Below are 12,586 nucleotides of genomic sequence, written 5' to 3'. Positions count from 1 at the left end.
GGGGCCTGATTGATGTTTTCTTATATTTTCTCCGGTGATTTTCCACGCTCCAAACTACTGACATTGCTGTTGGTGGTGATTGTGGTCGGTCTGGTGCTGACGCCGTGGTTGTTCCCCGGGTCACGGTCCATGGAAACGGCGATGCGCATTGCGATCTTCATCGTCCTTGTTGCCAGCTATGATTTGTTACTGGGCTATACCGGGATTGTGTCCTTTGCCCATACCATGTTCTTTGGGATCGGGGCCTATGGGGTTGCGATTACGCTCAATGAAATGGGCCGTGGCTATGATGCGATCTTTATCGGCACCGCCTTGGGCTTTGTTGGCTCTGTCTTACTGGCCTTTTTGATCGGCCTGTTTAGCCTGCGGGTAAAAGCGATTTTCTTTGCCATGGTCACTTTGGCGGTTGCCAGTGCCTTTACCTTGCTGGTGTCACAGCTTTATCAGTTTACGGGTGGGGAAGATGGGTTGACCTATTCCATCCCGCGGGAACTGTCACCGGCATTTAAACTGATGAAGGATAAAGTCTTCGGCGTGAGTATTAACGGCAAGCTGGTGCTGTACTACTGCATCCTGTTTGCGTCCTTTGGCTTGTTCCTGTTCATGTTGCGGGTGGTGAATTCACCGTTCGGGCGCGTCTTGCAGGCGATCCGCGAAAACGAATTTCGCGCCGAAGCCATTGGTTATCGCACGGTGATTTACCGCACAGCCACCAACTGTCTTGCCGCCGGTATGGCAGCACTTGCTGGTAGTTTGATGGCGATCTGGCTGAAATATACCGGGCCTGATACCACGCTTAGCCTCAACATCATGGTTGATATCCTGTTGATGGTCGTGATCGGCGGTATGGGCACGCTGTATGGTGCGGTGATTGGATCCACCCTGTTTATCATGGCGCAAAACTATTTGCAGGAATTGATGAAGGTGGCATCTGACCAGTTTAGCGCCATGGGCCTGCCGTTGTTGCCGGACCTGATCCATCCGGATCGCTGGCTGTTGTGGTTTGGTATCCTCTTCATTCTCTCGGTTTATTTCTTCCCGACAGGTATTGTCGGCAGACTTAGAAAGGCAAAGACATGACACATACACCGATCTCTCATTACATCACCTGTCAGGGCCGTGAAGTGCATGTCACGGAATGGGGCAAGGGCAATGCGAAAAAGATGGTCATGTGGCATGGCCTAGCCCGTACCGGACGTGACTTTGATGCGCTGGCACAAGAGCTGGCGGGGGAGTATCACATCATTGCACCTGACACCATCGGGCGCGGTCTGTCCCAATGGGCGTCTGATCCCGATACGCAATATTGCCTCGATTTCTATGGTAAAATTGCCAGTGATCTGTGCGCGCACTTTGGGTTTGAAACCTATAAATGGGTGGGCACGTCCATGGGGGCGGCCTTGGGCATCCGTGTGGCGGCAACAACCATGCGCGCCAACATCACCCATCTGGTCCTCAACGATATGGGGCCGAAGATTGAGCAATCGGCCATTGATCGCATCCTGACCTATGCAGGCAATCCGCCTGTTTATCAAAGTGTCAGCGAGCTGGAACAAGGCTTGCGCACAATCTATAAACCCTATGGCTATCTGACAGATGAACAATGGCGCTTGATGGCGGAAACGTCTGTGCGGCGCAATCCGGACGGTACGGTGACCATGCATTATGATCCTAACATGGTGCGTCAGTTTATCGCGCATCCCAATGATTATGATCAGTGGGACCATTTCAACAGCCTTGAGTGCAAGATGCTGTTGATCCGTGGGGCGGTGACGGATTTATTGTCGGTTGAAACCCGCGATGCCATGTTGGAAAGCAACAAAAATTGCGACCTTTATGAAGTGGAAGGCGTGGGTCATGCCCCGGCGATGAATGTGCCGGATCAGTTTGAGCGCATCATCGGCTTTTTAAACAGCTAAGTCTAAAAACATAAAATAAACAAACATATACGTATCCTGAACAGGGAGGAAACAATGAGCGTTCATAACAGTAAGGTTATGGCGATCGGTGAAGCTATGTCCAAAGTGACGGACGGCGCACGGATCATGATCGGGGAATTTGTCGGTGCGGGTGAACCGTTATGCTGCATCGACTGGTTGCTGGACCGACAGGTCAAAGACTTAACCCTGATCACCAATACGCCGGGGTTTGCCGGGGGTGATTTTGGGAAATCGGAACTATTTGGGGCGGGGTTGGTTAAAGAACTGATCTCCACCCATGTGGGCACAACCCCGGAATCAAGCCTTGCCTACCTTGAAGATCGCATGCTGGTGAAGCAGTATTTCCCTATGGGCACATGGGCGGAAAAAGTGCGCGCAGGCGGTCATGGTCTGGGCGGCGTGCTGGTGCCGGTCGGTGTGGGTATCTTGGATGAAGAAGGCCTGTTTCCCGATTTGGAAGAACCGAAACCCAAAGTCAGCGTCAATGGGCAGGAATTTTTCATCGAAGAGGCACTGACATCAGACGTGTCCATCATTAAAGGCTGGCGCGCAGATGAGTTGGGGAATGTGGAATTCCGCTTTACCAGCCGTCAAAACCAACGCGATATTGCCATGGCAGGGGACTTCACGATTGTTGAGGTCAACGAGATTGTGCCTGTGGGCACCATTGCGCCCGTGGATGTGGGCTGTCCGGGGCCGTTTGTTGATGCGGTGGTACAGGGCCACAGCTTGGAAGAACAGCAGGACATTTATCGTAAACGTTGGGTGAAGGCGGGGAAATTGGTCCCGCCTGCGGCGTAAAGGGGAGAGAAGACAGATGTTAGAATTTAACATTCAGGAAATGAGCGCGCGTGAGATCATCGCCCGCCGTGCCGCACGCGAATTGCGCGATGGGGAAGTCGTTAACCTTGGTCTTGGTATCCCAACGCAAACGGCAAACTATTTGCCCAATGGTGTAAACGTGATTTTTCATACGGAAAATGGTGCGTTTGGGTTTGGTCCGAAGCCGGATCATGATTTGGCAGATAGCGACATGACCAATGCGGGATGTGAGCCGATCACCATGAACCCCGGTGCGTCCATCATGGATTTGACAACGTCGCTTGGGGCCATGCGCAAAGGCTATATCGATGTGACTATTTTGGGTGGGCTGGAAGTGGATACCCAAGGCAACCTTGCCAACTGGGCGGTCAAGCGCAATGGTAAATGGTGGCCCGGTATCGGCGGTGCGATGGATTTGTGTTATGGCACTCAAAAAGTGATTGCCGCCATTAACCATACGGAAAAAAACGGCACGCCCAAGATTAAAGAACGCTGTACCCTGCCGCTGACTGGATCACGTTGCGTGAAAACCATCGTCACGGACAAGGCGGTGTTCGATGTGGTTGAAACCGGATTGATCTTGCGCGAACATGCACCGGATCTAAGCGTTGCGGATATTGAAAATATGACAGACGCAAGCTTTCAGGTTGCCGATGATCTATGTGAAATGGTGCTGTTTTAGGAGACCGTAAAAGATGGCGAAAACAACTTGGTATTTTGACTTTATCTCCCCCTTTGCCTATTTGCAGCTGGAAAGATTGGCAAAAGAAACCGACCTGACCCAGATTAATCTGCGCCCCATCGTGTTTGGCGCATTGTTGCAGCATCTGGGCAATCGCGGTCCGGCAGAAATTACGGAAAAACGCACCTTCACGTATCGTATCGCGCAATGGACAGCGGATGAGGCGGGGATTCCCTTTAAGATGCCACCAGCCCATCCGTTTAACCCGATCAAGTTTCTGCGCTTGGCCATTGCGCTGAACAATGAGCCGGAAAAGGTGCAAGCCATCTTCCGTTTCATCTGGCGTGATGGTGGGGACGTGACCAGTGAGGCAGCTTGGGCGACCTTGTGTGACGAGTTGGCTGTGGAAGATGCAGACGACCTGATCAGCCAGCAAACGGTGAAAGACCAATTGCGTCTGAACACGCAAGAAGCGTGCGAAAAAGGTCTGTTTGGTGTGCCGTCCCTTGTGGTTGGCAAAGATATTTTCTGGGGCAATGATGCAACAGAAATGTATCTGGATTATCAGGCCAACCCCGCTTTGTTTGAAAGTGAGGAATATAGACGCATCAGTGAGTTGCCGATGGCAATCTCGCGGGTTTAATCCCTTTTACAGACCGTGTGATCAAACGAGAAAGCCTCGTCTTCCCAAAACTAGGAAGACGGGGCTTTTTCTGTTTTATCCTTGCCATACAGTCCTTTGAAAAACTGGATGGTATTTTCCAGCAGCAGATAGTTGACCGGGATCATCAACAGGGTGATGAAGGTGGCAAACAGGATGCCAAAGCCAAGGGAGATCGCCATGGGGATCAGGAACTGGGCTTGGGTCGATTGTTCAAACAACAACGGCATCAGACCAATAAAGGTGGTGAGACTGGTCAGCAGAACGGGGCGGAAGCGCGCAGCCCCTGCGGTTAAGACCGCCTCCATCAGGTCATTGGTTTTCTGGCGGCGTTGGTTGATGTAATCTACCAAGACAAGCGAGTCATTCACGACCACGCCCGTCAGTGCCAGCATCCCCATGAGGCTGAGCAGGGTCAGGTTGCTGCCCATGATAAAGTGGCCCATGATCGCCCCGATGATCCCAAAGGGAATGATGCTCATCACGATGATGGGTTGCAGGTAGGATTTAAACGGGATTGCCAGCAAGATGTAGATCGCCATCAAGACTGCCCCAAGCGCCATGCCAAGGGAGCTGAACGAGTCATCTTGTTCGCGCGCTTCCCCCTCCAGAGTGTAGCTGACACCGGGATATTGCAGGACCAGTTCATCCATAAAGCTGCGCAAACTATCATTGAGAACGGTCATATTGGTGTTTTGTTTTTCCACATCTGCCGACACATTGACGGTGCGGAAGCGATTGACCCGCGAGATTTGCGACGGGCCTTTGCCGGATTTTAACACGGCGACGTGTCCCAGCGGGATATTGTTGCCGCTTGGGGTCTTGATCAACAGGCTTTGCAGGTTGGCGATGGATCGGCGTTCATCAAGGGGCAGGCGTACCATGACTTTAATGTCATCTCGTCCGCGCTGGATGCGCTGGGCTTCGCTGCCAAAGTAAGCGTTGCGGATTTGTCCGGCGACATCGGCGCGGGTTAATCCGGCGGCCTTGCCTTGGTCGGTCAGTTCAATGCGCAATTCTTCCTTACCATCAGATAGACTGTCACTAATATCAAATACGGTGGGATAGGTGCGCAAATGTTGTTTGACCTGATCAGCGACCTTCCCCAAAGTTTCCAGCGTATTGCCAGTCAATTGCACATCGATGGGGTCGCCACCGCGCCCCATTTCTGCGCGGTAGGCCATTTCTTCCACCCCGGCAAGGTTACCATTGAGCTTGCGCCATTCGTTGGCAAGCTGGATGGAGGTGACTTTCAGCTCGCGGTGTTCCGGTGGGGTAATTTCGAAGCGGACATGACCCACATGACTGCGCCCCCCGCTGCCTGTGATGGCAAGGCTGTTGAGGACGATGCTTTTCCCTGTCGTCGGTTCAATATATTTTTCGCGTAATTTCTCAACGTTTTTAGAAATGGTCAGGACATGGCGGTTTGTGACCTCAAAGGGGGTGCCGGTGGGCATGGTCACGGTCACGCGCACGGTTTCACTGGGCACACGCGGGAAGAAGGTAAACTTCATCCAGCCCGTATTCACAAGCGCGAGCATAATGACGAAAATGCTAACAAAGCTAAACAGGGTCGCCAGCTTATTATTCAAGGCCCATTTGAGCGCAGGATGATAATATTTAAGGATTGCGCCTTCAAACCCGTCGGCAAATTTTTGCTGATAGCGTTCAAATCGTCCGACTTCGCCTTTTTGGTGACGCAGTTTGATGTGCTTGAGGTGAGACGGCAGGACAAACTTTGACTCGATCAGCGAAAACAGCAGGATCGGGATAATGATGATGGGGATTTGGGTGAAGAGGGTACTGCGTTGCCCATCAATAAAGGCCAACGGCAAAAAGGCAACGGCGGTGGTCAACACGCCAAAGGTTACGGGTTTGGAGACTTCAAGTGTGCCGTTGATGACCGCTTCTTCGCCTGTTTCTTTGGCGGATTTGAGATGGGTATAGATATTTTCCCCCGTCACAATGGCATCATCGACCACAATTCCCAATACCAGAATAAAGGCAAATAGACTGAGCACATTTAGCGAGACATCGAAGAAGGGCATGAATAAAAATGCCCCCATGAAAGAGACCGGAATACCAATAAAGACCCAAAAAGCAATCGCGGGGCGTAAAAACAGGGTTAACAGCGCAAGTACAAGGATACCGCCCTGAATGGCACTGTTGGTCAGGGTCGCGAGACGGTTTTTAATGATGTTGGAATCATCGTCCCAATAGGACAGCTCAAAGCCTTGCGGCAGGCTGGGTTGTTTTTCGTCAATGAAATTACGGATTTTTTCGGCAACCTCAATCGCGTTTTGATCCCCGATCCGGTAGACTTCAATAAGCACGGTGTTTTTACCGTTAAAGCGGGTGCGAACGGGGGTTTCTTCAAATCCGTCGATAATGGTTGCGATATCTTCCAGACGTAGGGTGGATCCGTCGGCATTGGTTTTGATGGGGATGTCGGCAAATTCATCCTTGGTATAAGCCTGCCCGGTGGAACGCAGCAGGATATCTCCGCCATAGGTGCGCAGGTTACCGGACGAGACATCAAGGCTGGTGTTTTTAATGGCGCTGGAAATATCGCTGAGGCTCAGGCCGTATTGGCGCAGGCGATCGCGGGACACTTCGATGGTCATTTCAAAGTCGCGCACCCCATCCAGTTCCATCTGTGTGATACCGGGGATGCGTAACATTTCGTCACGCAAGGCTTGGGCATATTCGCGGGTTTCTTTTTCGCCATAGTCGCTGGACAGGCTAACCGTGATCACTTCGCGGGTGCGTTGCGCCATGGATATGACGGGGCGGTCCGCATCACCGGGGAAGGTGTTGATCGCATCCACCCGACTTTTAACGTCAGCCAACAGGCGTTGCTGGTCGAAATTGGGGGCGACCTCAATCATCACGGTTGAGCTGCCTTCGGATGAGGTGCTGGTAATTTCCTCAATTCCTTCAAGGTCTTGAACGGCTTCTTCGACGCGGATGGTGACGCTTTTTTCCACATCTTCCGGCGTGGCACCGGGCAGGGAAACATTGACCTGTACGATATCACTTTCGAAGGTCGGGAAAATTTCCAGCGGGATATTGGTTTTGAGGCTAAAAAGCCCCGCTGCCAGAATACTGATCATCAGTAAGTTGGCGGCAACGCTGTTGCGGGCAAACCAGGCGATCATTGTGCGGCCCCTTCGGCTTTCGTCGGCTCATCACGTCCGGCGACTTTAACAGGGGTGCCGGAGACCACATTCCCAAGAGGACTAAGAACGATATTTTCGCCTTCTTCCAATCCTTCTGCAATAAGTGCATCTTCATCGTTTTTCCAGAGGGTACGGACGTTGCGCCGTTGCAGGAGCCCGTCCTTTTCAATGTAAACAAAGGTGCCTTGGTAGATCGCGCTATTAGGGATTTTGATCGCATCAGGCAGGGTGCGTCCAATGATACTGGCATTGACATACTGCCCGATCTTGATCAGTGGCGGGGTGAGATCAAAGGGCTTGTCGATTTGGGCCACGCCATACAATTGTTGTGTATCGCTGTCGATGGCGCCCTCGGTTCTGACAAGTATGCCGGACCATTGTTGATCCCCGATCAGGTCGGAATAGAACAGAACCTGTGTCGGGATCGCTGCCGGGGCTTGGCGATTGGCTTCTTGCGGGAGGTTCAATAACGGCAGGTCGCTGTTTTTAATCGGCAGGCGCACTTCCACAAAATCGGTCGCATAGATATCTGCCAAAGAGGTGTTGGCGGAGACCACTTGCCCGATATCGACGTGTTTACCTAAAATACGTCCGCTGAAAGGTGCTTTAATTTCCGTGCGTTCAAGGGCCAGTTTGGCGATGCCGAGCTTGGCTTCTGCCGACAGCATGCTGGCTTTGGCGGCCTGCAATTGCGGGATGCGGAGGACAAGGTCGTTGGGCTTTCCCTTTTTGCCCAGACGTTGCCAGTCGGCCTTGGCTTGGTCAGCGCGTGCGCTTTCTTCCGACAAGGTCTGCTGGGCGAGGATCAGGTCGGCTTCTGCAACCTTGACTTCGGCGCGATAATCACGCGGGTCCACGCGCACCATGATCTCGCCTTTTTCAAAGAAGCCGCCTTCGCGGAAATTCTCGCTGATATAGGTAATCTGACCGGAGACTTGCGAGGTTAGGGAGGTTTGGGTACGTGGGCGCACCGTGCCATAGCTGTCAATGGCAACGGTGTAGGGCTGGCGTTCAATCTTTTGGACTTCAACCAGAATGCGGGCTGCGGTTTTTGGGGGGCTGAACTTGGCTTCGGGCGGGTTATTGAGGATCAACATCACCGTCACAGCGGTGGCGGCGACGATGCCAAGGGGCAGGGCAAATTTTGCAATGGCTTTAACATTCATGGTTTATTGGGCCTCTGAGTGTTGAAAGTCGCCGCCAAGGGCAACATGCAGATTGATCCGGTTGGCAACCAATTCGCTTTTGATTTGAATGAGGGAGTTTTCCGCATCATGCAGGCGCGACTGGGAGTCAAGGACGCTGGTATATTCGATCAGGCCGCGCTGATACTGTTCAAAGGACAGGTCAAGGGCGGTGCGGGCGTTTTGTTCTGCCAGTTGGGTGGCGGCATATTGCTGTTCAAGGCTATCTTCGCGGGTGATGGCATTTTCCACGGCGAGATAGGCATCATAAACATCATTGAGATATTGATATTCTGCTTGGCGTAGTTCAAGTCGGGCGACGTGTTCTTTAGATTTCAGCTCGCCTGCATCAAAAACGGGGGCAGTGATACTACCCAGCAGGGACCAGAGCATCGCGCTGCCGTCAAACAGGTTTTTCGGCAGGTCTGCGGTTTCGTTGAGGGTAGCGCTTAGGTTCAGGGCGGGCAAGCGTTGTTTATGGGCATAAGCCAACGCGGCGTTCTTGGATTGCAGACTGTTCCAACTCGCTGCCAACGAGGGCTTGCGCGAGATGAGGTCCGCAGGCAGCCCGGGGGCGATCTCTTGGGTAAGCATCGGGATTTCCCCGTTGATTTGCAGGATGCCTTTGGGGTAGTCGCCAAGATATCTTTCAAGGGTGCGGCGTGCTTCGGACAGGGCGGCGCGCTGGTTGGCAACGCGGGACAGTTCTGAATCCAGTTCATTGCGCCCCAGATAAACGTCGCGGGCCTCGTTCAGACCTTTTTCATACCCGCTTTCAATGATGGCAAGGTTGTTGCGCGCTGTTTGAACGCGCCTGTCATACAGTTCCAGCAACTGGCGGGTTTCAATGACCTTGAGCCAGGCGGTGGAAACGTCTGCAGCCAATTGCTGACGGGCTTGTTCGAATGTAGCTTTGGCGTAATTTAAATCCTGTGTGGCCTGTTTTGCCTGATCGGACAGTTTGCCCCAGACGTCCAGTTCATAGGTCAGGTCCAATCCTAAAGAACTGGTGTTGGTCGGGTTGGCATCATTGGCACTGTTGGCGCGTTTTTGGCTGAAGGAAAAATCCAGATCGGGGAAGAAGGAACTGTTCGCCTGTTTAAGTTTTTGTTCGGCGATGTCCACATCGAGGGCACGTTTTTTTATCTCAAGATTATTCTGCATCGCGACTTGGACAAGGCGGTTTAGATCGTCGCGCTGGAAGCTTGCAAGCCAGTTGTTGTCAATAGGGGTGACGGCTTTTGTGTCCTGCCAGTTGGCGGGTGCGTCAATGGCTTGGCGATTGAGCAACGTGTCGAGATTACCGACACAGCCACTTAGGGCAAGGCAGCCTGCGATGGTCACTACTTTTTTTAAGTGCATTAAATTCTCTTGAAATTGAAAAACGCCAACTGACACTATATTCGAAAGATTAAATGTTTAGCAGTTATTTGTTGCGCTCTTGTTGCTGTGGGAAGGGGTATTTTGTAACAGATTGTAACAAGAGTGCGCGTTTATAGAGAACTCTAGTCGTGCTTACCGGACAAGGCGTGTATCTTGACGTCATTTGCAGCACAAATCCGCGCAATTTTGTCAGAGACAGGCTCATCCGTCACAAAGGTGGAAATTTGCGAAAGATGGGCAATTCGCACCGGAGCGGACCGTTCAAATTTGATCTTATCTGCGACAAGGATGGTTTGTCTGGCGTTTTCGATAATGGCTTGGGCCACACGCACTTCGCGGTAGTCATAATCAAGCAAGGCGCCATCTTCGTCAATAGCAGACGCACCGATGACCGCATAATCCACCTTAAATTGTTTGATAAAGTCCACCGTGGCTTCCCCGATGATGCCGCCGTCTGTCGGGCGCAGCACGCCGCCTGCGATAATGACTTCGCACGACGGGTTGTTAATCAGGGTATTGGCAACATTGATGTTGTTGGTAATGACCAGCAGGTTTTTGTGATGGACCAGATAATGGGCGACGGCTTCGGTGGTTGTGCCGATATTGATAAAGAGGGAGGCATTGTTGGGGATTTGCTTGGCGCATAGCTCCCCGATGCCGCGTTTTTCGGCTTCCGCAATGCTTTGGCGCTGGGTGTAGCCGACGTTTGTGACGCCCGATGCAATCATGGCCCCGCCATGCACGCGGTTGAGCAACTTGGCTTCGCACAGTTCGTTTAAATCTTTGCGGATGGTTTGCGGGGTGACGTTAAACTGTTCGACCAATTCATCCACACTGACGCGGGCATTTTCCTGCGCGATTTCGAGAATCTGTTGTTGGCGGAACGAGAGTGTCATGGCTTTCCCTTCTGAAAATAACGAAAACATTCTAACGGGATATAAAATGAGACACAAGCGAACATAAAACGAAATTATCTAAAAATAAATATAAGTTATGAGCAATATTTAATTAAGTCTGATGAAATAAGGGGTTGCGGTTGATGGTGCGTTGCGGAAAATCGCTTTCGCATTTGCCGCATTTTTGTTCGCATGTGCGGTAAGTGAAGATAAAACGAAGAATTAGGTTGACCAAACGAAAGTGTAAAGGCACTTTGTCAGTCCAATTCGAATAAAAGAACGGGATCGGACGAATGCTGGAAGATCGTATGTATGATCTATTTGTTATAGGCGGCGGAATTAACGGATGCGGGATCGCGCGTGATGCGGCGGGTCGTGGCCTGAGCGTTTATCTCTGCGAAAAAGATGATCTCGCGCAAGGGACATCGTCTGCCAGCACGAAATTGATCCATGGCGGTTTGCGGTATCTGGAACATTATGAATTTCGTCTGGTGCGTGAGTCGTTGATCGAGCGTGAAGTGTTATTGCGCAATGCCCCTCATATCATCTGGCCCTTGCGCTTCGTCCTGCCTCATAAGAAAGATATGCGTCCTGCTTGGTTGCTGCGCCTTGGCTTGTTTTTATATGACCATCTGGGCGGGCGAAAACTGTTGCCAGCGACGTCGAACGTGGATTTGCGCACCGCAGAGGCTGGCGAGCCTTTGTTGGATATCTATAAAAAAGGCTTTGAATATTCAGATTGCTGGGTGGATGACGCGCGCTTTGTGGTCTTGAATGCGCTGGATGCGCAGCGGTTGGGCGCGAAGATTGAAACGCGCCACAAATGCCTTTCTGCGGTCCGTACCGGCGATCACTGGACATTGCGCGTTGAACATCAAAAAGATGGCACGGTAAAGGAAGTCAAAGCAAAGGCATTGATTAACGCCTCTGGCCCGTGGGTGCAGGATGTGATTGAAGAATGCGGCCTGAAGTTTTCCAACGATGGGATCCGTCTGGTGCGCGGCAGCCATATTGTCGTGCCGAAGCTATACGATCACGACAAATGTTATATTTTCCAGAACGCAGATGGCCGTATTTTCTTCTCCATCCCTTATGAGCAGGACTTTACCCTGATCGGCACCACTGATCAGGATCATAAGGGCGATGTGAACGGTGTTGAAATCTCACAAGAAGAGATTGAATATCTTTGCCATAGCGCCGAACAATATTTGAAAAAGAAAATTACGCCCAAGGATGTGGTTTGGTCTTATTCTGGTGTGCGTCCCCTTTATGATGATGGGGCCAGTGCCGCGCAGGAAGCCACGCGCGATTATGTGCTGAAAGTGCATGGCGATGCGCAAACAGCGCCGGTGCTCAACATTTTTGGCGGCAAGATTACGACCTATCGCAAACTCTCCGAAGCGGTGCTTGAAAAAATGAGACCGTTTTTCCCAAAAATGGGCGGCAGCTGGACCGCAACAACCGTTTTGCCCGGTGGTGATTTTGAAGTCACTGAAGTAAAAGCGAAAATTGCGAAACTTTGTGAAGACTACCGCTATCTGGATACCGCATGGGCGCAAAGATTGTTGCGTTTATACGGGACACGGGCATGGACAATGCTGGCGCAATCAGTCACAAAAGAAGACCTTGGTGAAGATTTCGGGGCAACTTTGAGCGAAACCGAGGTTCGTTTTTTAATAAACGAAGAATGGGCGGCATCTGCCGAAGATATCTTGTGGCGTCGGACCAAGCTTGGCTTGCATATGACGGCACAACAAAAAGAAAATCTGGAAAAAGCGGTTACGCGAATTCTGGAAGAAAAGACCAACGCTGCTTAAAAGCGGTGGAAACAGTGAGGAT

The 12,586-nt window shown here is 51.6% G+C and carries 10 protein-coding genes; 6 read left to right on the top strand and 4 right to left on the bottom strand.

Annotated features, from left to right (window positions below; genetic code table 11):
• The first annotated feature begins 12 nt into the window (after window positions 1-12).
• From Q397_RS0108345 to Q397_RS0108325, 5 genes are read left to right on the top strand one after another with little or no spacing between them, the layout of a single operon-like run.
• Window positions 13-1,080 carry a branched-chain amino acid ABC transporter permease gene (locus tag Q397_RS0108345; protein ID WP_028879032.1) on the top strand — a complete coding sequence of 356 codons (1,068 nt, stop codon included), beginning with the start codon at window positions 13-15 and terminating at the stop codon, window positions 1,078-1,080.
• Window positions 1,077-1,919, top strand: a complete 843-nt coding sequence (locus Q397_RS0108340) for an alpha/beta fold hydrolase (RefSeq protein WP_028879031.1) — start codon at window positions 1,077-1,079, stop codon at window positions 1,917-1,919. Before Q397_RS0108345 ends, Q397_RS0108340 begins: the two co-directional genes overlap by 4 nt.
• 54 nt (window positions 1,920-1,973) lie before the next feature.
• Window positions 1,974-2,741 (top strand): CoA transferase subunit A, encoded by a 768-nt coding sequence (locus tag Q397_RS0108335; protein WP_038013181.1) that lies wholly within the window; start codon window positions 1,974-1,976, stop codon window positions 2,739-2,741.
• A gap of 16 nt (window positions 2,742-2,757) precedes the next feature.
• A complete protein-coding gene (locus tag Q397_RS0108330; RefSeq protein ID WP_205618811.1) occupies window positions 2,758-3,444 on the top strand; it encodes a 3-oxoacid CoA-transferase subunit B in 687 nt (228 codons plus the stop codon).
• Between the two features lie 13 nt (window positions 3,445-3,457).
• Complete coding sequence (locus tag Q397_RS0108325; protein ID WP_028879028.1) at window positions 3,458-4,087, top strand: 2-hydroxychromene-2-carboxylate isomerase; 630 nt, start codon at window positions 3,458-3,460, stop codon at window positions 4,085-4,087.
• Between the two features lie 50 nt (window positions 4,088-4,137).
• On the opposite strand, the gene Q397_RS0108320 is transcribed toward Q397_RS0108325, so the two are convergent.
• From Q397_RS0108320 to Q397_RS0108305, 4 genes are all read right to left on the bottom strand, one after another.
• A complete protein-coding gene (locus Q397_RS0108320; protein WP_028879027.1) occupies window positions 4,138-7,263 on the bottom strand; it encodes an efflux RND transporter permease subunit in 3,126 nt (1,041 codons plus the stop codon).
• A complete protein-coding gene (locus tag Q397_RS0108315) occupies window positions 7,260-8,450 on the bottom strand; it encodes an efflux RND transporter periplasmic adaptor subunit (protein WP_028879026.1) in 1,191 nt (396 codons plus the stop codon). The genes Q397_RS0108320 and Q397_RS0108315 overlap by 4 nt, the downstream gene beginning before the upstream one ends.
• 3 nt (window positions 8,451-8,453) lie before the next feature.
• Complete coding sequence (locus tag Q397_RS0108310; protein WP_051609836.1) at window positions 8,454-9,830, bottom strand: efflux transporter outer membrane subunit; 1,377 nt, start codon at window positions 9,828-9,830, stop codon at window positions 8,454-8,456.
• Window positions 9,831-9,973: 143 nt separating this feature from the next.
• A complete protein-coding gene (locus Q397_RS0108305; protein ID WP_028879024.1) occupies window positions 9,974-10,747 on the bottom strand; it encodes a DeoR/GlpR family DNA-binding transcription regulator in 774 nt (257 codons plus the stop codon).
• Between the two features lie 293 nt (window positions 10,748-11,040).
• Between Q397_RS0108305 and glpD the strand changes: the two genes are divergently transcribed.
• Window positions 11,041-12,564, top strand: coding sequence for a glycerol-3-phosphate dehydrogenase (glpD, locus tag Q397_RS0108300; RefSeq protein WP_028879023.1), 1,524 nt, complete (start codon window positions 11,041-11,043; stop codon window positions 12,562-12,564).
• The last annotated feature ends 22 nt before the right edge of the window (window positions 12,565-12,586 follow it).

The organism is Terasakiella pusilla DSM 6293 (genome assembly GCF_000688235.1).
GTDB lineage: Bacteria > Pseudomonadota > Alphaproteobacteria > Rhodospirillales > Terasakiellaceae > Terasakiella > Terasakiella pusilla.
This window is presented reverse-complemented; position numbering and strand designations above follow the sequence as displayed.

What these genes read in the sequence shown, in the direction of transcription:
- Q397_RS0108305 (WP_028879024.1), bottom strand. Translation starts at nt 10,747, where the DNA reads ATGACACTCTCGTTCCGCCAACAACAGATTCTCGAAATCGCGCAGGAA.
- Q397_RS0108320 (WP_028879027.1), bottom strand. Translation starts at nt 7,263, where the DNA reads ATGATCGCCTGGTTTGCCCGCAACAGCGTTGCCGCCAACTTACTGATG.
- Q397_RS0108315 (WP_028879026.1), bottom strand. Translation starts at nt 8,450, where the DNA reads ATGAATGTTAAAGCCATTGCAAAATTTGCCCTGCCCCTTGGCATCGTC.
- Q397_RS0108340 (WP_028879031.1), top strand. Translation starts at nt 1,077, where the DNA reads ATGACACATACACCGATCTCTCATTACATCACCTGTCAGGGCCGTGAA.
- Q397_RS0108345 (WP_028879032.1), top strand. Translation starts at nt 13, where the DNA reads ATGTTTTCTTATATTTTCTCCGGTGATTTTCCACGCTCCAAACTACTG.
- Q397_RS0108310 (WP_051609836.1), bottom strand. Translation starts at nt 9,830, where the DNA reads ATGCACTTAAAAAAAGTAGTGACCATCGCAGGCTGCCTTGCCCTAAGT.
- Q397_RS0108325 (WP_028879028.1), top strand. Translation starts at nt 3,458, where the DNA reads ATGGCGAAAACAACTTGGTATTTTGACTTTATCTCCCCCTTTGCCTAT.
- Q397_RS0108335 (WP_038013181.1), top strand. Translation starts at nt 1,974, where the DNA reads ATGAGCGTTCATAACAGTAAGGTTATGGCGATCGGTGAAGCTATGTCC.
- glpD (WP_028879023.1), top strand. Translation starts at nt 11,041, where the DNA reads ATGCTGGAAGATCGTATGTATGATCTATTTGTTATAGGCGGCGGAATT.
- Q397_RS0108330 (WP_205618811.1), top strand. Translation starts at nt 2,758, where the DNA reads ATGTTAGAATTTAACATTCAGGAAATGAGCGCGCGTGAGATCATCGCC.